Origin of the sequence: Streptomyces sp. NPDC057249, assembly GCF_042669245.1 — a bacterium.
In the GTDB taxonomy this organism is placed as follows: domain Bacteria; phylum Actinomycetota; class Actinomycetes; order Streptomycetales; family Streptomycetaceae; genus Streptomyces.
Window position 1 is genome coordinate 226,575 of the sequence record NZ_JBHUXS010000009.1, and the last position, 22,843, is coordinate 249,417.

A 22,843-nucleotide genomic window follows, 5' to 3' on the forward strand; every position below is an offset into this window, starting at 1 on the left:
AAGGGGCCTGCCATGTCAGCGGGACGAGGTCGCACCGCCGCAGCCGTGTTCGACGCTCTCGGCATCGATTACGAGGCGGCGTTCGCCGCCTCGCCCACGCATCGGGCCTCGCTGGAACAGCTGCTGGAGGTGCTGCCGCCGCACGCGCGCGTGCTGGACGTGGGCAGCGGCACCGGCCGGCCGACGGCGCGGACCCTCGTGGACGCCGGGCACGAGGTGCTGGGGGTCGACGTCTCGCCGGTGATGGTGGACATCGCCTCGCGCCAGGTGCCGGAGGCCGAATTCCGCTGCGCCGACATCCGGACGCTCCCGCTGGAGGACGGCTCCTTCGACGCGGTGTGCATGTATTTCGCACTGTTGCAGATGGAGCGCGGGGACCAGGCCGACGTGCTGCGGCTGGCCGCCCGGGTGCTGCGGCCCGGGGGCCATCTGGCCGTGGCGACGGTGCCCTTCGACGTGGAGGGCGTCAGCGGCACGTTCATGGGGCAGCCGGTCGAGGTGACCAGCTTCGGCGAGGACGCGTTCGCGGCGCTGGTGGAGGACGCCGGGTTCACCGTGCTGGCCCGGGAGAGCACGATGTTCGTGCCCGCCGTCCCGGCGGCCGTGCCCGAACCGCAGGTGTTCCTGCTCGCCCGGCTGCGCTGAGCGGGGCCGTACGCCGTCGTCACGGGTCCGCCGGACATGCCGTGCGGTCCCGGGCGGCCGACAATGAGTTGGCCGACCCGCCGCGGGTACCCGGCACCGCGAGGCTGCCGATGCCCCGCCGCCTGCCCGCGGGGACGACGACGGAGGATCTTCCATGACCGACCGCAGACCAGAGGGCCCTGTCCACGAGGGCGCGTCCCCGAGCCCGCCTCCGGTGCCCGCGGACATGCCCGACCAGCAGGTCCAGGAGGGCGAGGACCCGATGGACGTGCCGGCCCCGCCACGCGCCGGGCACGACGGTGACGACGGCCGGAACGACCTGCCCGACCCCGACGAGTCCGGGTCGGGGCGCGGCGCCGCCCGCAACGCCGGAGTGCACCCGGAGCATCCGGTGCCGGACGAGTCACCGGGCTGAGCCGTGGCCCGTGAGCGCCGGGCCGCCCGGCGCGCCCTGGCGCTCGCGGTGGCCCCGTGCCTCGCGCTGGCACTCGTCGCCCCGGCGGCCCGTGCGGACACCGGGGCCGGGCGGGCCGCCGCGTGCGACCCGGACCACGAGCGCTGCCTCGGCGGCCGGCGCCTGCTGTACTGGTACGGCTACGGGCTCGGCGTACATCCGTTCACCACCCCGGAGGCCGTGCGCCGGCAGCTCACGGACAACTTCCGGCTGTTCCCGGTGAGCGGGAGCTGCCCCGGCCGCGTCCGGACGGGAGACGAGTGCGACCTGCTCGGCGGCAATCCGGTGCGCGTGGAGTCCGCCGTCGGCGACCACCTCCGGATCGCCACGCTCCCCGGGCACGACCTGGGCGAGGGGCTGCACATCCGGTTCACGTTCACCCGCTCCCTCGGCTTCCACTACCTGGACGTCGCCGCGTGGCAGGACCGGGAGACGGAGTGCACCGGGAACGTGCTGTGCGGCGCGGCGAGCCGTGCGGGCGCCTGGGCGTTGTGGCAGGTACTCGCGGGCACGCTGACCTTGTCCGCCTGGGCGGCGTGAGCTCGGACTGCGGGGAGCGCCCGGCCGTTCGACCATGGGGGCTATGGCCGTCAACCCCGCCGACGCCTCCGGGGCGCCCTTGTGGATCGCACCGATGCTGGCCGTGCCCGGCCCGCTCCCGGTACCGGACGCGGAGTGGGCCTTCGAGGCCAAGTGGGACGGTGCCCGGTGCGTGGTCGCGACGCCGGGCGACGGCACGCTGCGGCTGACCTCACGGGCGCGCAACGACGTCACCCCGACCTATCCGGAGCTGCACGCCCTCGGCGACGTGCTGCGCGGCCGCAGCGTGGTCCTGGACGGCGAGATCGTGGCCCTGGACGCGGCGGGGCGGTCCGACTTCGGGCTGCTCCAGCGCCGGATGGGTGTCCTGAACGCCCGCCGCGCCGCCCGTCTGGCGCTGGACGTCCCCGCGCACCTGGTGGTCTTCGACGTGATGTACCTGGACGGGCGGACGCTGTCGGGGCTGGGCTACGAGGAGCGCCGCGCGGTCCTGGCCGGCCTGCTGTCCGCGGGACCGCACTGGTCGGTGCCGTCGTACGTGCGCGGGAGCGGGGCGAAGGCGTGGGAGACCGTCGTGCGCGGGGGCCTGGAGGGCGTGGTCGCCAAGCGGCTCTCCTCGCCGTACACACCGGGTCTCCGTTCACCCGACTGGCGCAAGACCAAGCGGGTCGAGACGCTGGATGTGGTCATCGGCGGCTGGACCCAGCGCAAGGGCGCGCCCTCGGGCGTCCCCGGGGCGGTGCTGGTCGGGACGGAGGACGCGGACGGTCTGCGGTACGCGGGCTCCGTGGGGTCGGGGATGTCCGACCGGGAGCTGGGCGAGCTGAGGGAGTACCTGGCGGTGATCGCGCGTCCGGGGTCCCCGTTCACGGGGCCGGTGGACGTGGCCGGGGCGCACTGGGTGGAGCCCCGGCTCGTGGCGGAGGTCAGCGCGTCGCAGTGGACGGCGGCGGGGCGGCTGCGTCATCCGGTGTGGCAGCGGCTGCGGCCGGACCTGACCCGGCTGGACTGAACGGCGGGGCGGACGGGTCAGCCGGGCAGCGTGAGCCTGCGGGACACGCTGACGGCGGCCGACAGCAGCTCCGCACGGACCTGGGAGGTCCGGTACATCCGGTCGGACCGGAAGGAGATGCCGAGGGAGCCGACCTGTTCGCCGCTGTACACCGGGACCGCCACACAGGTGGTGCCGCGTACGTACTCCTCGCGGTCCATGACCACCGGCGTGGGCGAGCCGTCGAGCTGCCGCACCAGGTCCTCCCGGTGGGTGATGGTGCGGGGCGTGAGGCCGGTGAGGTCGTGCCGGGAGAAGTAGTCGGCCCGGGCCTCGTCGTCGAGTTCCCTCAGCACGGTCTTGCCGAGCGCCGTGGCGTGCCCGGCCTCCTCAAGCCCCACCCACAGGTCCACGCGCGGGGTGCGCACGCTGTCCACGATCTCCATGACCCGGATCTCGCCGTCCACGTACAGCGTCAGATAGGCGGCGGCCCACAGGTCGTTGCGCAGGGCGGTGAGGGCGGGCCGCACCCGCGCGGGCACCGGCTGCGCGCCGGGGCCGCCGCCCGGGGTGTCGTCGGCGAGGACGTAGGTGTGGTCCTCCAGCTCCCTCAGGTAGCCGTCGCCGACCAGCAGGGGGAGCAGCCCGTGCACGGTGGCCGGGGGAAGCCCCGCCTCCCGGGCCAGCTGCTGCGCGGTGGCTCCGCCCCCGTGGGCGCCCGCGGCCTCCAGCAGGCGGAGGGCGCGCCGGACGGCGGCGACGGGGTCGGGGCCGGCGTGGTCGGCCATGCCCACCAGCATGGCCCTGCCGCCGGGAACCGGCAAAACCTCCCGGCGGCAGGACTGCACCCGGGGGACGTTTTGGGGCGTGACGCAAGCCATCTTTTGCGCTCGCGATCCGGGGGGAAGTCTCCGGTACGGTGTCGAACGCTCCGCACCGGGCAGGTCACGGGGCACCTCGCCACGCCGTACGGTCTCCGACGCGGAGCGGCGTGTCCGTGCCGTACCGCCCGTCCTCGACGCCAGACAGCCGCGACACGACTGGGGAGTTTGATGTTCGACAAGGTATTGGTCGCCAACCGCGGGGAGATCGCCATCCGCGCGTTCCGCGCGGCCTTCGAGCTGGGCATCTCCACGGTGGCGGTGTATCCGCACGAGGACCGCAACTCGCTGCACCGGGCCAAGGCGGACGAGGCGTACCGGATCGGTGAGCCGGGGCATCCGGTGCGGGCGTACCTGTCGGTGGACGAGGTGGTGAAGGCGGCCCGCAAGGCGGGGGCGGACGCGATCTACCCCGGTTACGGCTTCCTCTCGGAGAACCCGGACCTGGCGGCGGCGTGCGCGGAGGCCGGCATCACCTTCGTCGGGCCCCCGGCTGCGGTGCTGAACCTGACGGGCAACAAGTCGCGGGCGGTGGCGGCGGCCCGGGAGGCCGGTGTGCCGGTGCTGAAGTCCTCCGAGCCGTCCGAGGACGTGGACGCCCTGGTCGCGGCCTCGGCGGAGATCGGCTTCCCGGTCTTCGTGAAGGCGGTCGCCGGAGGCGGCGGGCGCGGCATGCGCCGGGTGTCCGAGGCCGGGGAGCTGCGCGAGGCGATCGACGCGGCGATGCGCGAGGCGCGGTCCGCGTTCGGGGACGCGACGGTCTTCCTGGAGCAGGCGGTGATCAACCCCCGCCACATCGAGGTGCAGATCCTGGCCGACGCCGAGGGCGATGTGGTGCACCTCTACGAGCGGGACTGCTCGCTCCAGCGCCGCCACCAGAAGGTGGTCGAGATCGCGCCGGCCCCGAATCTGGACCCGGAGCTGCGGGCGCAGATCTGCGCCGACGCGGTCGCCTTCGCCCGGCACATCGGGTACGTGAACGCGGGCACCGTCGAATTCCTGGTGGACGAGCGCGGCAACCACGTCTTCATCGAGATGAACCCGCGCATCCAGGTCGAGCACACCGTGACGGAGCAGGTCACCGGCCGCGACCTGGTCATCGCCCAGCTGCGCATCGCGGCGGGCATGACGCTGTCCGAACTGCGCCTGACTCAGGACACCATCACCCTCAACGGCACCGCGATGCAGTGCCGCATCACGACGGAGGACCCGGTCAACGGCTTCCGTCCGGACACCGGCACCATCTCCGCGTACCGGTCCCCCGGCGGTCCCGGTGTGCGGCTGGACGGCGGGACCGTCCACACGGGTGCGGAGGTGTCGGCGCACTTCGACTCGATGCTCGTGAAACTCACGTGTCACGGCCACGACTTCGCCAACGCGGCCCGCCGGGCGCGCCGGGCGATCGCCGAGTTCCGCATCCGCGGGGTGGCGACGAACCTGCCGTTCCTGGGTGCGGTGCTCGATCACCCCGAGTTCCGGGCGGGGCGGGTCACGACCTCCTTCATCGACGAGCACCCGGAGCTGATCCGGGCCCGCCCGTCGGCCGACCGGGGCAGCCGGATGCTCAGCTATCTGGCGGAGACCACGGTCAACCGGCCGTACGGGCCCCGCCCCTCGGTCATCGACCCGGCGGACAAGCTGCCCGCCCTGCCGCCGGGCACGCCGCCGCCCGGTTCGCGCCAGCGCCTGGCCGAGCTGGGTCCGGAGCGGTTCGCCGCCGAACTGCGCGCCCGGTCGGCGGTGGCGGTCACGGACACGACCTTCCGCGACGCCCATCAGTCGCTGCTCGCCACCCGGGTGCGTACCCGGGACCTGCTGGCGGTCGCGCCGCACGTGGCGCACACCGTGCCGCAGTTGCTGAGCCTGGAGTGCTGGGGCGGGGCCACCTACGACGTGGCGCTGCGGTTCCTGGCGGAGGACCCGTGGGAGCGGCTGGTGAAGCTGCGTGAAGCGGTGCCCAACATCTGTACGCAGATGCTGCTGCGGGGCCGCAACACGGTGGGGTACACGCCGTATCCGACGGAGGTCACCGAGGCGTTCGTCTCGGAGGCGGCCTCGGCCGGGATGGACATCTTCCGCATCTTCGACGCCCTCAACGACGTGTCGCAGATGCGGCCGGCGATCGACGCGGTCCGGGCCACGGGCACCTCGCTCGCGGAGGTGGCGCTGTGCTACACCGCCGACCTGTCGGACCCGGGCGAGACCCTGTACACGCTGGACTACTACCTGCGGCTGGCCGAGCAGATCGTGGAGGCGGGTGCCCATGTGCTCGCCATCAAGGACATGGCGGGGCTGCTGCGTCCGCCGGCCGCGCGCACCCTGGTCACCGCGTTGCGCGAGCGGTTCGACCTGCCGGTGCACCTGCACACCCATGACACGGCGGGCGGTCAGCTGGGCACGCTGATCGCCGCGATCGACGCCGGGGTGGACGCGGTGGACGCGGCCGTCGCCTCGATGGCCGGGACGACCAGCCAGCCGCCGCTGTCCGCGCTGGTGGCGGCCACGGACCACACCGAGCGGGCGACGGGCCTCTCGCTCCAGGCGGTCGGCGACCTGGAACCGTACTGGGAGGCGACCCGCAAGGTGTACGCCCCGTTCGAGTCGGGGCTGGCCTCGCCGACGGGCCGGATCTACCACCACGAGATCCCGGGCGGCCAGCTGTCCAACCTGCGGCAGCAGGCCATCGCCCTGGGCCTCGGCGACCGCTTCGAGCTGATCGAGGACTGCTACGCCGCGGCCGACCGGATGCTGGGCCGGCTGGTGAAGGTGACGCCGTCCTCGAAGGTGGTCGGGGACCTGGCGCTTCATCTGGTGGGTGCGGGCGTGAGCGCCGCGGACTTCGAGTCGGACCCGGGCAAGTTCGACGTGCCGGACTCGGTGATCGGGTTCCTGCGGGGTGAGCTGGGCGACCCGCCGGGCGGCTGGCCCGAGCCGTTCCGCACCCGGGCCCTCAAGGGCCGCCCGGACAAGGCGAAGGCCCCGCACCTGTCGGACGACGACCGGCAGGCGCTGCGCGAGTCGCCGCGCGCGACGCTGAACCGGCTGCTGTTCCCCGGCCCGACGAAGGAGTTCACCGCGCACCGGGAGGCGTACGGCGACACCTCGGTGCTGCCGACGCCGGACTTCCTGTACGGGCTGGAGCCGGAGACGGAGCACCCGGTCGAGCTGGAGCCCGGGGTCACGCTGCTGTTCGAACTGGAGGCCATCTCGGAGGCGGACGAGCGCGGCTTCCGCAGCGTACTGGCCACGCTCAACGGGCAGTTGAGGCCCGTTTCGGTGCGGGACAAGGCCGTGGCGACCGAGGTGAAGGCGGCGGAGAAGGCCGACCGGGGCAACGCGGGGCACGTCGCGGCGCCGTTCGCCGGGGTGGTGACGCTCCAGGTGGAGGAGGGCGCGTCGGTGTCGGCCGGGCAGACGGTCGCCACGATCGAGGCGATGAAGATGGAGGCGTCGATCACCGCCCAGTCCGCCGGTACGGTGCGCCGCCTGGCCATCGGCCGGGTCCAGCAGGTGGAGGCGGGCGACCTGCTCATCGAGATCGGCTGACCCCGCGCGGGGCCGCCCGCCGACGGAGGGGAGCCTCCTCCGTCGGCGGGCCTCTTCTCGGCCAACGCCGCGCCAATTAAGGTTAGGCTAAGCTAAATGGAAGAGGATTCGGGACCGGTCGTCGTCATCAAGTTCGGCGGCAACGCCATGGTCGACGCACAGCTGCAACAGACCTTCGCCGAGGACGTGGTGACACTGCGGCGCACGGGGCTGCGCCCGGTCGTCGTGCACGGGGGCGGCCCGCAGATCAGCGCCATGCTCGACCGCCTGGGGCTGGAGAGCCGCTTCGCGGCGGGTCTGCGGGTGACCACGGCGGAGACCATGGACGTCGTCCGCATGGTCCTGTCCGGCCGGGTGCAACGTGAGCTGGTGGGCCACATCAACCGCCACGGGCCGTACGCCGTGGGCGTGACCGGTGAGGACGCGCACACGATGACGGCCGTGCGGCGGCCCGCCTGGGTGGACGGCGCACCGGTGGACATCGGCCTCGTGGGGGACGTCGTGGAGGTGAACCCGGGCATGGTGCGGGCACTCCTGGCGCAGGGCCACATACCGGTGGTCTCCCCGGTGGCCCGGGGCGCGGACGGGCAGGTCTACAACGTCAACGCGGATCTCGCCGCCTCCGCCCTGGCCGTGGCGCTCGGCGCGGAACGGCTGGTGGTCCTGACGGACGTGGCGGGGCTGTACGCGGACTGGCCGCGCAGCACCGAGGTGATCGGGCGCCTGTCGGCCGACACCCTGGAGGGGCTGCTGCCGGACCTGGCGAGCGGGATGCTGCCGAAGATGGAGGGCTGCCTCCGGGCGGTGCGGGGCGGCGTCGGCCGGGCGGTCGTACGGGACGGCCGGGTGCCGCACGCGGTGCTGCGGAGCGTCCTCGGCGGGGACGCCGGGGGCACGACGGTGGTCCTCGACGCCGACGCGGAGCACGCCGCGAGCACGGTGTGACCCGGGGGCGCCGGCCGGGCCGGCGCCCCGTTCACAGCGGACGGGCGAGGAGCAGCGCGTTGCGCCGGGGGTCCAGCGATCCGGCCCACGCGCGCGGCGCCCGACGGGCCGTCACCGGGGCGAAGCCGTACCTGCGGAACAGCCGGCCGTCCCCCGTGGTCGCGGTGAACAGCGCGCCGAGCGACCGGCTGTGCGCGACGGCGAGCGCGGTCCGCAGCAGGGCGGCCCCGGTCCCGCGGCCCTGCCGGTGCGCGGCCACGCAGAAGTTGTACAGCACGCCCACGGGCGCCTCCTCCCCCGCGTACACCCGCAGGCCCACACAGCCCTCCAGACCGCCGTCCGCGCCGGGCGCCACGAGGAAGTCTGCGGCACGGGCCGCATACAGGGAGTCGGGCCGCCCGCGCAGGGCTCCCGAGCGCGCGAAGGGCCTGGACAGCGCGGCGAGTCCGGCGGCGTCGCCGGGCAGGGCGGTCCGGATGCGCGGGCGGGGCGGAGAGGGCGGGGCGGGGCGCGGCGCGGCCGTGGTCAAGACGGTCCTTCTTCGATGTCCGGGGCAGGGGAACGCGCCCCGGCGGGTTGGTCCGCCGGGGCGCGCGGGAGGCCGGGGTCAGGCGTCCATCGAGGCCGCGAGGGACTTGGGCCGCAGGTCGGTCCAGTGGGTCTCGACGTACTCCAGGCACGCGTCCCGGGTGTTCTCCTCGAACGCGACGGTCCACCCGGCCGGCACGTCCGCGAAGGACGGCCAGAGGGAGTGCTGACCCTCGTCGTTCACCAGGACCAGGAAGCGGCCTTCGGGGTCGTCGAACGGATTGGTGCTCATGCGGGTGGTGCCTCCTCGGTGGGGGAATTGTCGGTCCGGCCCTAACGGGTGCCGCCGGTGCCTTCGGCGAGTGAACGGGCCTCGTCGGGCGCGGACTTCACGCTCCGGTCGAGCAGCGAGTCCAGGATCTCGCCGACCCGGATCGCGGTGTTGGAGAGCAGCGCCGAGGTGATGCCGTGGGTGTGCTCCGTACCGCCCTGGAGGTAGATGCCGCAGTTCGACGCGGCGGCGGTGGCGATGCGGTAGTCGCGCTCGACGCGGACCCGGCCCTCCTCGTCGCGCAGGCAGGACCCGGCGGCCTCGCCCAGAAGCGCCAGGGGGTCGGCCGGGCTGTATCCGGTGGCGAACACCACGACGTCCGCGTCGAGCACGGTCTCCTCGCCGGTGACGAGGGACTTCACGGTGGCGCGCACCTTGTCCGGGGTCTCCACGGCCTCGGTGAGCCGGGACACGTTGAGGAAGCGCAGCCGCTCGGTGCCGAGCACCTTCTCCTGGTACATCTGCCGGTACAGGTCGTCGATCAGGTCGATGTCGACCACGGAGTAGTTGGTGTTCCCGTGGTAGTCCATCAGCCGGCGCTTGACGCTCTCGGGCGCCGCGTAGAACTCGTCCACCGCGTCCGGGTCGAAGATCTTGTTGGCGAAGCTGCTGTCGTCGGCCGGGCTGTACCCGTAGCGGGAGAAGACGGCGCATATCTCGGCGTCGGGGAAGCGGCGGTGCAGATACGCGACGTTCTCGGCGGCGCTCTGCCCGGCGCCGACGACGACCAGACGGGAGGGCGAGGTGCCCTCCAACTCTCCTACCCGGCTCAGCAGTTCGGAGTTGTGCCAGACCCGGTCACCACGCTCGGCACCCTCGGGCATCAGCGGGCGCAGACCCGTGCCGATGACCAGGTTGCGGGCGCGGTGGACCGTGAGCCCCTCCCCCGACCGGACGGTGACGTCCAGGAACTCCACGACGCCGTCCTCGACCACCTGGGTCACCCCGACGACCTCGTGGTCGTAGGAGACGAGGTCGTCCACCTGGGAGGCGGCCCACTCGAAGTAGTCGTGGAATTCGACCCGGAGCGGAAAGAGGTTCTTGTGGTTGATGAAGTCGATCAGGCGCCCCTTGCTCTTGAGGTAGCAGAGGAAGCTGAACTCACTGGCCGGGTTGCGCAGTGTCACCAGGTCCTTGAGGAACGAGACCTGCATGGTGGCGTCGTCGATGAGCATGCCCCGGTGCCAGCCGAAGGCCGGTTGCTGCTCGAAGAACTGGGCCGTCACCGCTTCCCGCGTCCCGGAGCGCGCGTTGTGCTCGCTGATCGCGATCGCCATGGCCACATTGGACGGCCCGAAGCCGATGCCAATGAGGTCGTGGACCGGTGCTGCGTCGCCAGGACGAGCCTGTGACATGTCACTCCCATCGTGCGGGGAAGCCGCCTGTCGGATGTGGGGAACGGGCGAAGGACGGGCACGCCGAAACGACGACCCAATGAACTTAGGTGAGCCTAAGCTAATCCGTCAACGCTTGTCGATAGGTGCGATTCGGACACCCTCGGCGCCGGGCCGCCCCAACTGGGGCATCCCGCAGGTGCGTTGCAAGATAAGGTAAGCCTTGCTTTACTTACCTGGCTCTGTCTCTACGTCGAGGAGGAACCCCATGCGGGTCGTCATGTTCGGTTACCAGACCTGGGGGCACCGCACCCTGCAAGCCCTCCTGGACTCCGAGCACGACGTGGTGCTGGTCGTCACCCACCCCAGGAGCGAGCACGCCTACGAGAAGATCTGGAGCGATTCCGTCGCCGATCTCGCCGAGGAGCACGGCGTCCCGGTCCTCATCCGCAACCGCCCGGACGACGACGAGCTGTACGAGCGCCTGAAGGCGGCCGACCCCGACGTCATCGTGGCCAACAACTGGCGTACGTGGATTCCGCCGCGCATCTTCGCGCTCCCCCGCCGGGGCACCCTGAACGTGCACGACTCGCTGCTGCCGAAGTACGCGGGCTTCTCGCCGCTCATCTGGGCCCTCATCAACGGCGAGAGCGAGGTGGGCGTCACCGCGCACATGATGAACGACGAGCTGGACGCCGGCGACATCGTCCGGCAGGAGTCCGTCCCGGTGGGCCCCCGGGACACCGCCACCGACCTCTTCCACAAGACCGTGGACCTCATCGCCCCCGTCACGACCAAGGCACTGGCCCTGATCGCGGACGGGCAGACCGAGTTCACCCCCCAGGACCGCTCGCAGGCCACCTTCTTCCACAAGCGCGCCGAGGAGGACATCCGGATCGACTGGAACTGGCCGGCCGAGGACCTGGAACGCCTGGTGCGCGCCCAGTCGGCCCCGTACCCCAGCGCCTTCACCTTCCACCGGGGCAAGCGGATCGAGATCCTGGCCGCCGTGGTCTCCGAGGGGCGTTACGGCGGAACGCCCGGCCGGATCTTCTACCGCGAGGGCGAGGGCGTGGTGATCGTGGCCGGCGCCGACGCCCGCACCGGCCGCAACCACGGCCTGGCCGTCACCCGGGTCCGCACCGAGGACGGCCGCGAACTGCCCGCGACCGAGTACTTCACCTCCATGGGCGGCTATCTGACCGGCCGCCCCTGACCCCGCACGGATGTGCCCCCGGACCCTCGAATCCGCCGAGGCCGGGGGCACACCCGTGCCCGCCCGTCATGCCTCCCGGGGGCGCGTCCGGGGCAGCCGCGTCGCCGCGGCGGCGGCGAACAGGCAGAGCCCGAGCACCCACCAGAAGGTGTCGCCGAAGGCCGCCGGGACGTCCGCGCCCGTGGCGGCGAGCCGGCTCTCCAGGATCACCGCGACCGCCGCCGTGCCGACGGAACCGCCCACGGTGTTCAGCAGGTTGAGCGCTCCGGCCGCCCGGGGCAGCTGGTCCGGCTCGATCCGGCTGTAGACGATGTTCATCACGGGCGCGCCGACCATCGACATCCCGAAGCCCCGCACCACCAGCGCCGAGGCGATCACCGCATCCGGGACCCCGTGCCCCAGCAAGGTGAACGGGGCGGTCCCGGCGAGGACCAGCACGATGCCGGCCACCACCAGGGTCCTCGGCGCGACCTTGCTGATGGTCCGGTTGACGAGCACCGAACCGGCCGCCGCGCCCAGCCCCTGGGGGGCGAGCAGCAGCCCCGCCTCCCAGGCCGACATCCCCCGCCCCGACTGGAAGTACAGCGGCAGCAGGAAGGTGGTGCCGAACACCGAGGCCCCGAGCACCACCAGCGCGAGGGCCGCGGCGCCGAACGGCGGCCGGGCGAACAGCCGGGGGTCGACCAGCGGAGTACCCCGGGTGCGCAGCCCGTGCACGGTGAACGCGGTCAGCATCACCACCCCGGCCACCACCCCGATGGTGGCCGGGACGGCGCGGTCGTGGGCGACCTCGGTCAGCCCGTACACCAGCACCGCGAGGCCCGGGGAGAGCAGCAGCGCCCCCCGCAGGTCGAACGCGGTCCGCTGTGCGGCGGGGGGCACCACGGGCACGTAGCGGCGGGCCAGCAGGACCGCCGCCGCGCCGATCGGCAGGTTGACCAGGAACAGCCAGGGCCACGGCGCGACGGCGAGCACGGTCCCCCCGGCGAGCGGCCCGAACACCGGTGAGAGCAGCGGGACCACGGCGACGACACTGATCACCTTGCCGGTGCGGCCGGGGCCCGCGACCCGGGCGAGCAGCGCCTGCCCGGTCGCGGGGAGCAGGCCGCCGCCGATCCCCTGGACCACGCGGAACACGACGAGGCTGCTCGCCGACCAGGCCGAGGCGCACAGCACGGAGCCGACCAGGAACACGCCGACCGCCGCGAGCCAGACCCGCCGGCCGCCGAACCGGCCGGCCAGCCAGCCGGACGCGGGGACGGCGGCGACGACCGCGAGCAGGTACGCGCTGGAGACCCACTGGATCTCGGCGACGGTCGCCCCGAACTCCTCGGTGAGCCGGTCGAGTCCGACGCTGACGATGGTGGCGTCGAGCGAGGCCATGAACGTACCGAGGACCAGGATGAACGCGATCCGCAGCAGCTCCCGGTCCACGCGCTCGGCGGGCGGGGCGGGCGCCGTGGTCACCGGTCCTCCAGGAGGCCGCGCACATCCGCGTCCAGGTGCTGCTCCAGGTTCCGCAGCAGGTCGACCAGTTGGCTCGCGAGCCCGTCGGTGTCGGTGCCGGCCCGGTGGGCGAGCACACCGGTCCAGCCGTCGCCGTCCGGCATGACGGTCAGCGTGGCGGGGTGGTGGGTGGACTCCCGGAAGCGCGTGGCGAGCACGGTAAGTCCGGGGGCGGGTTCGCGCAGGCGGTCCGGGTCGACCGGGTAGTTCTCGAAGACCACCATGCTGTCGAAGAGCCTGCGCCGCCCGGTGAGCCGTTCCAGGTCCGACAGGGCCACGTGGTGGTGCTCGACCAGGTCGCGCTGGCGGGCCTGGAGGTCGGTGAGCGCGGCGGCCAGGGTGCCGGTGAGCCGGGCCCGGACCGGAACGGTGTTGGCGAGCAGGCCGATGATCTCCTCCACGCCCTCCAGTGCCGGGGGCCGGCTCGACACCATGGCACCGAAGCAGACGTCCGCCCGCCCGGAGCGCCGGGCCAGCAGCACCGACCAGGCGCCCTGCACCAGGGTGTTGGGGGTCAGCCCGCGCCGCGCGGCGAGCCGGGTGAGCCCGGCCACGAGCGCCGCGTCGAACGTGATGACCTCGGGCTCCTGCCAGGCCGGACCGCTTCCGTCGCCGCCCAGGTAGTCCCCCTCGGGCAGCCCTTCCAGTTCGGCCGCCCAGGCAGCGAGATCCGGTTCGTGCTCCGCGCACCAGTCGAGGTAGTCCGCGAACGGGACGGGGGCCGGCAGCTCGGGGGCGGTCCCCCGGGTCCGCGCGGTGTACAGGGCGAAGAGCTCGCCGAGGATGCGCGGGGCGGACCAGCCGTCGGAGAGGGCGTGATGGCTGGTCAGGACGAGGTCGGCGCGCTCGGGTCCGAGCCGGATCACGGTGATCCGGTAGAGCGGGCCGCGCGCCAGGTCGAAGGGTTCGGCGAGGTCGGCGGCCAGCACCTCGTCGGCCGGGGCGTCGGTGACCCGGAACTCCGGGCGGGGCGCCTGCGGGACGACCGCGAACGAGGCGGGGAACACCGCGCCCAGGTGGGGGTGGCGGGCCAGCAGGTCGTCACCGGCGCCGCGCAGCGCCCCGGTGTCGAGCGGGCCCGCGAGCGAGAACACCGACTGCACGGTGTACGGGTCGGGGCGCTCGGTGCGCGAGTGCCGCAGCATCACCTCCTGCAACGGGCTCAGCGGCTGTACGGAGGCGGCCGGCCGGTCCCCGAGCGCGACGGTCTCCGGCGCGGCGGCGACCCGCAGCAGCGCGGCCCTCAGATGGACCGCCAGCTCCTCGATCTCCGTCCCGTCGAACAGCGCGTCCGGCCAGGTGATCCGCACGCCGAGCGCGTCGTCGCGCACCAGGGCGTTGACCATCAGGCTGTACGGCAGGGGCATCGGACCGGAGCCGTCGGAGCCGAGCGGATCGGCGTCCGGGGCGGGCTGCCACGGCGTCTCGTTCTCCGGGGCGCCGGGGTACTGGCCGAGGTAGTTCCAGGCGACCTCCGGGCGGACCGGGTCGAGCAGGCCCGCCGTGGTGAGGATGCCGTGGCCGAGTCCGTCGCCCTGGGCGCGCAGCCGGTCCCGGACCGCGCGCACGTCGTCGGAGGCATCGAGCCGGACGGGATGGATCGCGGTGAACCAGCCGACGGTCTGGGAGAGGTCGACCTCGCGCGGCCGGCCGTGGCTCTCCAGGGCGACCAGCAGTTCCGGTGTGCCGCGCCAGTCGCGTACCGCCCGGGCGAGCGCCGTCAGCAGGACGGCGTCCGGGGTGGTGCGGTGGGCGGCGGGCAGGGTGGTGACCAGGGCGCGGGTGGTGTCCGCGTCGAGCCGGATCTCGTGGTGCGCGGCGGTGTCCACGGTGTCCCGGGCGGGGTCGAGCGGCCGGGCCAGGGGCTCGGTCGCGGTCATCCGCCGCCAGTGCGGGAGTTCGGCGCGGCGGTCGGCCTCGCGCAGGGTGCGGGCCCAGCCGAGGAAGGACTGCCCGTGCCGGGTCAGCTCTCCCCCGTCGTGGGCGTGCCGGAGGTCGTCCAGGAGGATGCGCCAGGAGACGCCGTCGGCCACCAGGTGGTGGGCGATCAGGACGAGCCGCCCGGGGCGGTCGGGCCCGGCGTCCACCCAGACCGCGCGCAGCATCGGTCCGGTGCGCGGGTCCATCGCCTCGCGGGCGGCGGCGGTCGCGGCGTCGGCGGCGGCGCGCGGGTCGCCGTCCGCGGGGACGCGGGTCAGGACGTCGGCGCCGGTCACCTCGCCGGCCGGCGGGATGTGCAGCACGTCGTCGCCGAGGCGGGCGCGCAGCACGTCGTGGCGGATCAGCAGGGCGTCGAGCACGGCCTGCCAGCCCTTCTCGTCGCCGCCGGCCGGGACGCAGACCTCCACCCACTGGCAGAAGCCGTCGGCGGCCTCGCCCGCGCGGTGCAGCAGGTCCCGCATGACCGGCGTCAGCGGGGCGTCCCCGACGGCCGGGGCGGCCTCGCCGTCCAGGGCGCGGGCCCGGGCGGCGATGCCCGCGACGGTCTCGCCGTCGAACACGTCCTTCGGGCTCAGCCCGAGCCCCTGGCGGCGGGCCCGGGAGACCAGCTGGAGGGAGACGATGCTGTCGCCGCCGGCGTCGAAGAAGTTGTCGTCGGGGCCGATGTCGTCGCGGCCCAGGACGTCCCGGAGCACGGCGAGCAGCAGCGCCTCCGCCTCGGTGGCCGGTTCGCGCCGGGCGGCGGAGACGGTGGCGGGGGCGGGCAGCGCCGAGGCGTCGAGCTTCCCGCTGGGGCTCAGCGGGAGCCGGTCGAGCGGGACCAGCGCGGTCGGCACCATGTGGTCGGGCAGCCGCTCGGCGAGGTACCCGCGCACCTCGGCGGTGTCCAGGTCGGCGTCGTCGGTCGGGATGACGTATCCGACGAGCCGCCCCTCGCGCATCACGACGGCGCAGGCGCGGACGTCGGGGTGTCCGGTGAGGGCGGTCTCGATCTCCCCGAGCTCGACGCGGAAGCCGCGCACCTTGATCTGGTGGTCGGCGCGGCCGAGGAAGACCAGCTGTCCGTCGTGCCGCCACCGGACCAGATCGCCCGTGCGGTACATGCGGGTGCCGGGCGGCCCGTAGGGGTCGGCGACGAACGCGCCGGAGGTCAGCCCGGGGCGGCCGAGGTAGCCGCGGGCCACGCTCGGGCCGCCGAGGTACAGCTCGCCGGTGACGCCGACGCCGACCGGCTGGAGTCCGCCGTCGAGCACATAGGCGCGGACGTTCGGGTCGGGGCGGCCGATCGGCAGCGGTCCGGCGTCGTCCGGGTCGTAGTGCCAGGTGGTGGAGTTGATGGTGACCTCGGTCGGCCCGTAGGCGTTGAACAGCGCCCGCCGGCCCCGGCCCCAGCGGTGGGCGAGCTCCGGGTCGAGCCGTTCGGCGCCGACGACGAAGAACACGTCGGGGTCGACGGTGCGGTCGTCGGGCATGGCCGCGAGGAACGACGGCAGCAGGTTCACGCCGGTGACCCGGTGTTCCGCGATGTAGTCGAGGAGTTCGTCGCCGGGTACGCGCACCTCCTCGGGCGCGATGACCGACGTACCGCCGGACAGCAGCGGCACCATGGTCTGCCAGAACGCCACGTCGAAGCCGGTCGACGCGAAGTGCAGGTAGCGGTCGTGCTCGGTGACGCCGACGACCTCCTCCTGGAGGGCGATCAGATCGGGCACGCCCCGGTGGGTGACGCCGACGCCCTTGGGCCGGCCGGTGGTGCCGGAGGTGTAGATGACGTACGCGAGTGCGTCGTCGGTGAGCCGGGCGCGGGCCCCGGCCGGGTCGGTGTCCGGCACGGAGGCGAGGGTGGCCGGGTCGTCCAGGCGCAGGACGGGGATCTCGCGGTCGACGGGCAGTTCGGCGCCGGTCGTCACGACGGCCGCCGGCGCGATGTCGTCGAACATGTACGCGAGCCGGTCGCGCGGGTAGGCCGCGTCCATCGGTACGTACACCGCGCCCGCCTTGGCGACGCCGAACAGCGCGACGGTCATCTCGATGTCCCGGCCGATGAGGACCGCGACGGGGTCCTGCGGCCGGACGCCGTGGGCGATGAGCGCGTGGGCGAGGCGATTGGCCCACCGGTCGAGTTCCTCGTACGAGAGGCTGCGGTCGCGGCAGACCAGCGCCTCGCCGCCGGGCTTGCGCCGGACCTGGCCGGCGAACTCGTCCAGCCAGTGGCCGCGTTCCTTCGCGGCGACGATCGCGGTGCCCGTGCGCAGCATGCGGGCGCGCTCGCCGGCGTCGAGGGCGGGCAGCGCGACGGCGGCCCTGTCCGGGTCCTCGGTGATCTCGTGGAGCAGGTTGCGCAGCCAGCGGCCGTAGTCGCGCACGGTGTCCCGGTCGAACGCGCCGGGCTGGTAGCCGAGGCCGACGGTGATCTCGTCGCCCGGGATCACGATGACCGTGAGCGCGTAGTGCGTGGCGTCCGTGATGTCGACGCCGGTGAGGTCGAGCCCGGGGGCGAGCGGGGTGCGGGTGCGGCTGGAGAGCGGGAAGTTCTCCATGACGAGCATGGTGTCGAAGAGTTCGCCGATGCCCACGGCCCGCTGGATGCCGGGCAGTCCGACGTGGTGGTGCTCGGCGAGGGCGACGCTCTCCGCGTGCACCTGGGCCATCAGGTCCGTCACCGTGCGGTCCGGGGTGTACCGGACGCGGACCGGGACGGTGGTGCCGAGCTGGCCGATCATCGACTCGACGCCGTCCACCTCGGCGGGCCGGCCGGAGACCGGGCAGCCGAACACCACGTCGCGGCGGCCGGTGATCCGGCCGAGGAGCAGACCCCACGCCGTCTGGAGGACCGTCGTCAGGGTGATGCCCCGCTCCCGGGCGAAGGCGCGCAGCCGGTCGCTGAACTCGCGGCCCAGCTCGACGGTCTCCCGGCCCGGCCTCGCCACGGCGTTCCCGGTGCTCGCGGGGGCCAGCCGGGTCGCGTCCTCGACGCCCGCGAGCGCCTGGCACCAGGCGGCGACGGACGCCGCCTCGTCCCGGTCCGCCAGCCAGTGGAAGTACTCCGACAGGGGCGGGGAGACGGGTGCGGCGGGGCCGCCGCCGAATTCCGCGTAGATCGCGAGGAGGGTGCGGCCGACGAGGGGCATCGACCAGCCGTCGAGCAGGGCGTGGTGGTTGGTGATCACCAGTTTGTGTTCGGCGGGCCCCACCCGGGAGAGCAGGAAGCGGATGAGCGGCGGCCGTGCGGGGTCGAAGGGGCGCGCCAGGTCGGCGCGGGCCGCTTCGGCGAAGTCGTCGTCCTGCCGCCATTCCAGTGCGACGTCGGCCGGGATCACCTGCACCACGTCGTCCCCGACGGTGCCCAGGTGGACGCGGAGCGCGGGGTGGCGGCGCAGGAGTTCACGGGCGGCGCGGGCCATCCGGTCCGGGTCCAGCTCCCCGGACAGGGTGGTGACGGCCTGCACGACGTAGACGTCGGTGTCCGTGTCCTCGCGGACCATGGTGTGGAAGGAGAGACCGAGCTGGAGGGGGGTGGCGGGCAGCACGTCGCTGACCCGGCCGGTGCGCTCCAGGGCGTCGATCGCCTCCTGGTCGAGCGCCACCAGGGGCAGGTCGGAGGGGGTGAGCCCGCCCGTGGTGTGCAGGGCGTGCGCGGCCAGCGCGTCGAGCGCGGCGGCCCAGCAGTCCTGGAGGGCGGCCAGGGCGTCGGGGCCCAGGACCTCGCCCGCGGCGGTCCACTCGACGGCGAGCCGGGGTGTGTCCCCCTCGTGGACGAAGCAGTTGAGGGCCAGCACCTGTTCGAGGGCCTTGGCGTCGGGCTCGGTCACGGAGAACGCGTCGTGCTCGGGGAGCCGCCAGCCGTCGGCGGCCGACGGGGCGAACCGGCCCAGGTAGTTGAGCAGCACGTCCGGCGGAGGTGTCGCGCCCAGCTCCGGGCCCGCCTCCGGGTCGAGGTGGCGCAGCACCCCGTAGCCGATGCCGTTGTCGGGGACGGCGCGGCGGGCCTCCTTGGCGGCGCGCAGGGTGGCGCGGACGTCGTCGGAGGCGGGCACGCGGACGGGGTACTCGCTGGTGAACCAGCCCACCGTGCGGGCCAGGTCGAGGTGTTCGCGCCCGTGGCCCTCCAGGGTCACGGTGACAAAGTCGTCGCGCAGGCCCCAGCCGCGCAGGGCGAGGACGAGGGCGGCGAGCAGGACTTCGTCCACACCGGCCCGGTAGGCGGCGGGCAGGGTGGTGAGCAGGGCCTCGGTGGCCTCGGGCGAGGCGGTCGTGACCGTGCGGTGCGCGGTGGCCGCGGTGTCGCGTGCGGGGTCCAGGGGGCGTGCCCCGAGCCGGGAGGCGGAGCCCAGGGCCGTACGCCAGTGGGCGAGTTCACCGCGCCGGGCGCCGGTCCTGCCCTGCTCGGCGAGCAGCTGGGCGTGGCGGCGCCAGGAGGTGCCGACGGGGTCGAGGGCGCCGCCCGCGCAGGCGGTGTGCAGGTCGGGCAGCAGGACGCGCCAGGACACGCCGTCCATGGCGAGGTGGTGCACGACGACGACCAGCCGGTCGGGTGTGTCGTCCCCCGTACGCAGCAGGGCGGCGCGGACCAGGTCTCCGGTGCGCGGGTCGAGCTGTCCGGCGAGCCGCCGGGCCAGGGCGGTCACCTCTTCGCCGGTGACCTCCTCGACGGCGGCCCGGACCGTTCCCCGGGGCAGGATCTCGGGCTCGCCGGCCACCCGCAGCCGCAGCGCGTCGTGGTGGTCGACGAGGGCCCGCACACCCCGGGCCAGCTCGTCCCGGGTGAGCGCGTCCACGTACAGGGCGGTCCACTGGGCGTATCCGGCGACCGCGTCGAGGTCCGGGTGCGGGTCGAGCAGGGCGCGCACGATGGGCGGGGCGGGCACCGGGCCGACCGGTTCGTCCGCCGGGCCGGCCGCGCCGTCCAGCTGCTCGGCGGAGGCGGCGAGCGCGGCGAAGGAGCGGCGGGCCAGCAGGTCCTTGGGGCGCAGGCCCAGGCCGAGGGCGCGCAGCCGGCTGCTGACGGTGATCGCGGTGATGCTGTCCCCGCCGAGGGCGAAGAAGTCGTCGTCCACGCCGACGCGTTCGACGTCGAGCGCGTCGGCGAGGACGGTGCACAGCAGCCGTTCGCGTGGGGTGCTCGGTTCCCGGCCGCCGCCGGGCAGGGCGGGCGCGGGCAGCGCGGCGCGGTCGAGCTTGCCGTTGGGCGTGACGGGCAGGGAGCCGAGGACCACGACGGCGGCGGGCACCATGTGGTCGGGCAGCCGCTCGGCGAGCCGGGCGCGTGCCTCGTCGCCGGTGACGGAGGCGGACACGATGTAGCCGACGAGCCGCGACGACAGGACCCGGGCGGCGGCCGCGGTGACTCCGGGCAGGGCCGCGAGGGCCTCCTCGACCTCGCCGGTCTCCACCCGGTGGCCGCGGATCTTGACCTGTCCGTCGCCCCGGCCGCCGTACTCCAGGCCCCGGCCGGGCAGCCAGCGGGCCCGGTCGCCGGTGCGGTACATCCGGTCGCCGGGGGCGCCGAACGGGTCGGCGACGAAGCGTTCGGCGGTGGCTCCGGGCCGGCCGAGGTAGCCGCGGGCCAGGTGCGGTCCGGCGAGGTAGAGTTCGCCGGCCGTGCCGGGCGGGACGGGCTGGAGGGCGCTGTCCAGGACGCGGACCCGGGTGCCGGCGAGCGGGTGTCCGATGACCGGGTCGCCGTCGTCGACGCGGGCGGTGGTGGCGTCCACGGTGGCCTCGGTCGGCCCGTACATGTTGCGCGCGGCGACGCCCGACGCGGCGACGCGGCGCCACAGGGCGGGCGGGGTCGCCTCGCCGCCCAGGAGCAGCAGCGCCGGAGGCAGATCGAGCAGGCCGGCGTCGATGAGCGGGGCGGCCATCGAGGGGGTGGTGTCGACGATGTCGATGCCGTCGCGGGCGTACGCGGCGAGCAGGGCGTCCGCGTCGCGGGCCGTCTCGGCGTCGTACACGTGGAGTTCGTGCCCGCACAGCAGCCAGACGAGGTGTTCGAAGGCGGAGTCGAAGGCGAAGGAGTAGGTGTGCGCGGCGCGCAGTCGGCGCCCGGTGGTCCGTTCGGCCTCCGCGACGACCGTGGCCCGCTGGTGGTGCAGCAGCGCGGCGAGCCCGCCGGCGCGGCCGAGCACCCCCTTGGGGCGGCCGGTCGATCCGGAGGTGTGGATGACGTAGGCCAGGTGTTCGGGGTGGCGGGGCCGGGACAGCTCGGGGGTGGTCAGCGGGGCGCCGGAGAGGTCCGCGGCCTCGTCCAGGAGGGTCTTCCAGGGCAGGCCGTCGACCGTGCCGTCGGTGAGGACGAGGACCGGGCGGGTGTCCGCGACGAGTTCGCGCAGCCGCTCGGGAGGGTGCGCGGCGTCCAGCGGCAGGAAGGCGGCGCCCGCGTCCAGCACGGCGAGCAGGGCGACGACGGCGTCGGCCGAGCGCGGCAGGGCGAGCGCGACGACGTCCTCGGCTCCGACGCCCCGGGCGCGCAGGGCGCGGGCCACGCGGTGGACGCGGTCGGCGAGTCGGGCAGCGGTCAGCCGTTCGGCGCCGCAGACCAGGGCGGTGTTCCCGGGTCCGGCGGCGGCCATCGCGTCGAAGGCGGCGGGCACGTCGAGAGGGGTGCCGGGCAGGGCGGGCGGGCTCCACTCGGCGAGCTGGGCGCCGGTGTCGGCGGTGAGCGCGATCCGGGCGACGGGCCGGCCCTCGACGAGCCCGGTGAGCAGGGCGCGGAGCCCGGTCATCAGGCTGTCGACGGCGGCCTGGTCCTTGGCGCGGGCATCCACCTCGAAGCCGAGGAGGAGCCCGCCGTCGCGGGTGGGCAGGACGCTGAGGCCCATGTCCTCGGGCGGTCCGCCCGCGACGTTGCGCATGACGCCGGCCGCCCCGGCGAAGTCGAGCGTCAGGTCGAACGCCTTGAGGTTGATGCCGCGTCCGTGCAGCAGTGCCCCGGCGCCGGGCACGCCGAGGTCGCGGGGCAGGTCCTCGCCGCGGTAGCGCTGGTGGTCGCGCATCTCGCGCATGGCGGTGGCGACGCGCCGGCTCAGCTCGCCGAGCCGGTCGTCGCCGCGCACGGTGACCCGCATCGGCAGCACGTTGACCGCCATGGCGGGGGTGCGCAGCGCGGCGGAGCCGGTCCGGCACATCAGGGGCAGCGCGAAGACGACGTCGGTGCGGCCGAGCATGCGGTGCAGGAAGGCGGCGTAGCAGGCGATCAGGGCCTCGCCCCAGGCGACGCCCTCCGCGTCCGCGAAGGCGCGCAGCGCCGCGGTCTCCTCGGCGCTCAGGACGGCGCGCGCGGTGAGCGTGCGGGCGGGTGCGCCGCCGGTGTCGGGCCCGTCGTGGGCGCCGACGTCGGGCAGCGGCGTGAACCGCTCGACCCAGTAGGCGCGGTCCTCGGCGGCCCGGTCGCTCCCGCGGTACGCGGTGTCCTCGGCGACGAGCGTCGCGAAGGCGCCGAAGGTGGAGCGGGGCGGCCGGGTGCCGCGGACCAGGGCGGTGTAGTGGGCGGCGGTGCGGCGGGCGAGCAGGGCGGCGGTGTAGCCGTCGAAGACGAGGTGGTGGCCGAGCTGGGTGTACCAGACCTCGCGGTCGGAGAGTCTGATGACGGTACGGGCGTACAGCGGGCGGTCCGTCATGCCGCGGCACGCCTCGGCGAGCCGGGTACGTTCGGCGTCGACCAGCGCCTGGGCCGCGGCGGCGGGGTCGGCCTCGGCGCTGACGTCGACGAGCGGCGGGAGGGCGACCGGTTCGGTGCCGACGGCCTGGCGTGGGCCCTCGGGCGTCTCGTACACCCTGAGCCGCAGGCTCTCGGCCTCCTCGGTGGTGGCCCGGACCGCCTGCGCGAGCGCGTCCGTGTCGACGGTTCCCTCGCCGGATATCTCGATCACGTCGCCGACCACGTAGTACGGCGAGTCGGGTTCGATGCGCTGGGCGTTCCAGATGCCGAGTTGGGCGCCGGTCAGGGGAAGGAGGCCGTCCGGGGTCGCGCTCGCGGTGGTCAA

13 protein-coding genes are annotated in these 22,843 nt (G+C 74.3%); 7 read left to right on the top strand and 6 right to left on the bottom strand.

Going from position 1 to position 22,843, the window contains the following annotated elements; all coding sequences use genetic code 11:
* Positions 1-12 precede the first annotated feature (12 nt).
* The 4 genes from ACFUJY_RS19135 (at position 13) to ligD (ending at position 2,651) form a co-directional block, all read left to right on the top strand.
* Positions 13-645: a class I SAM-dependent methyltransferase gene (locus ACFUJY_RS19135; RefSeq protein WP_383300765.1), complete on the top strand. Its 633-nt coding sequence runs from the start codon at positions 13-15 to the stop codon at positions 643-645.
* Between the two features lie 154 nt (positions 646-799).
* Entirely contained in the window at positions 800-1,060 is a 261-nt protein-coding gene (locus ACFUJY_RS19140) for a hypothetical protein (RefSeq protein WP_383300768.1), read from the top strand.
* A 3-nt stretch (positions 1,061-1,063) separates the two neighbouring features.
* Entirely contained in the window at positions 1,064-1,639 is a 576-nt protein-coding gene (locus tag ACFUJY_RS19145) for a hypothetical protein (RefSeq protein ID WP_383300770.1), read from the top strand.
* Between the two features lie 43 nt (positions 1,640-1,682).
* A complete protein-coding gene (ligD, locus tag ACFUJY_RS19150) occupies positions 1,683-2,651 on the top strand; it encodes a non-homologous end-joining DNA ligase (RefSeq protein ID WP_383300773.1) in 969 nt (322 codons plus the stop codon).
* A gap of 17 nt (positions 2,652-2,668) precedes the next feature.
* Here the strand turns inward: ligD and ACFUJY_RS19155 are convergent, their stop codons facing one another.
* Entirely contained in the window at positions 2,669-3,418 is a 750-nt protein-coding gene (locus tag ACFUJY_RS19155; RefSeq protein WP_383300776.1) for an IclR family transcriptional regulator, read from the bottom strand.
* A gap of 264 nt (positions 3,419-3,682) precedes the next feature.
* On the opposite strand from ACFUJY_RS19155, the gene ACFUJY_RS19160 reads away from it, so the two are divergent.
* The gene (locus ACFUJY_RS19160; RefSeq protein WP_383300779.1) at positions 3,683-7,057 is read left to right on the top strand and encodes a pyruvate carboxylase; all 3,375 of its coding nucleotides are present in this window, start codon (positions 3,683-3,685) and stop codon (positions 7,055-7,057) included.
* A 96-nt stretch (positions 7,058-7,153) separates the two neighbouring features.
* Positions 7,154-8,002 (top strand): acetylglutamate kinase, encoded by an 849-nt coding sequence (gene argB / locus ACFUJY_RS19165; RefSeq protein WP_383300782.1) that lies wholly within the window; start codon positions 7,154-7,156, stop codon positions 8,000-8,002.
* A 31-nt stretch (positions 8,003-8,033) separates the two neighbouring features.
* Here argB and ACFUJY_RS19170 read toward each other — a convergent pair whose 3' ends face one another.
* The 3 genes from ACFUJY_RS19170 to ACFUJY_RS19180 all read right to left on the bottom strand — a co-directional run bounded on the left by ACFUJY_RS19170 (position 8,034) and on the right by ACFUJY_RS19180 (position 10,216).
* Positions 8,034-8,531: a GNAT family N-acetyltransferase gene (locus tag ACFUJY_RS19170; protein WP_383300784.1), complete on the bottom strand. Its 498-nt coding sequence runs from the start codon at positions 8,529-8,531 to the stop codon at positions 8,034-8,036.
* Between the two features lie 78 nt (positions 8,532-8,609).
* Positions 8,610-8,822: an MbtH family protein gene (locus ACFUJY_RS19175; protein WP_383300787.1), complete on the bottom strand. Its 213-nt coding sequence runs from the start codon at positions 8,820-8,822 to the stop codon at positions 8,610-8,612.
* Between the two features lie 41 nt (positions 8,823-8,863).
* Entirely contained in the window at positions 8,864-10,216 is a 1,353-nt protein-coding gene (locus ACFUJY_RS19180) for a lysine N(6)-hydroxylase/L-ornithine N(5)-oxygenase family protein (protein WP_383300789.1), read from the bottom strand.
* A gap of 247 nt (positions 10,217-10,463) precedes the next feature.
* Here ACFUJY_RS19180 and ACFUJY_RS19185 point away from each other — a divergent pair, with 247 nt between their 5' ends.
* Complete coding sequence (locus tag ACFUJY_RS19185) at positions 10,464-11,411, top strand: methionyl-tRNA formyltransferase (RefSeq protein WP_383300791.1); 948 nt, start codon at positions 10,464-10,466, stop codon at positions 11,409-11,411.
* A gap of 66 nt (positions 11,412-11,477) precedes the next feature.
* Here the strand turns inward: ACFUJY_RS19185 and ACFUJY_RS19190 are convergent, their stop codons facing one another.
* Positions 11,478-12,878, bottom strand: coding sequence for an MDR family MFS transporter (locus ACFUJY_RS19190; RefSeq protein WP_383300794.1), 1,401 nt, complete (start codon positions 12,876-12,878; stop codon positions 11,478-11,480).
* Positions 12,875-22,843, bottom strand: a complete 9,969-nt coding sequence (locus tag ACFUJY_RS19195; protein ID WP_383300797.1) for an amino acid adenylation domain-containing protein — start codon at positions 22,841-22,843, stop codon at positions 12,875-12,877. Before ACFUJY_RS19195 ends, ACFUJY_RS19190 begins: the two co-directional genes overlap by 4 nt.

Coding starts and splice junctions, on each gene's coding strand:
- ACFUJY_RS19135 (WP_383300765.1), top strand. CDS start 13: ATGTCAGCGGGACGAGGTCGCACCGCCGCAGCCGTGTTCGACGCTCTC.
- ACFUJY_RS19140 (WP_383300768.1), top strand. CDS start 800: ATGACCGACCGCAGACCAGAGGGCCCTGTCCACGAGGGCGCGTCCCCG.
- ligD (WP_383300773.1), top strand. CDS start 1,683: ATGGCCGTCAACCCCGCCGACGCCTCCGGGGCGCCCTTGTGGATCGCA.
- ACFUJY_RS19155 (WP_383300776.1), bottom strand. CDS start 3,418: ATGGCCGACCACGCCGGCCCCGACCCCGTCGCCGCCGTCCGGCGCGCC.
- ACFUJY_RS19160 (WP_383300779.1), top strand. CDS start 3,683: ATGTTCGACAAGGTATTGGTCGCCAACCGCGGGGAGATCGCCATCCGC.
- argB (WP_383300782.1), top strand. CDS start 7,154: ATGGAAGAGGATTCGGGACCGGTCGTCGTCATCAAGTTCGGCGGCAAC.
- ACFUJY_RS19175 (WP_383300787.1), bottom strand. CDS start 8,822: ATGAGCACCAATCCGTTCGACGACCCCGAAGGCCGCTTCCTGGTCCTG.
- ACFUJY_RS19180 (WP_383300789.1), bottom strand. CDS start 10,216: ATGTCACAGGCTCGTCCTGGCGACGCAGCACCGGTCCACGACCTCATT.
- ACFUJY_RS19185 (WP_383300791.1), top strand. CDS start 10,464: ATGCGGGTCGTCATGTTCGGTTACCAGACCTGGGGGCACCGCACCCTG.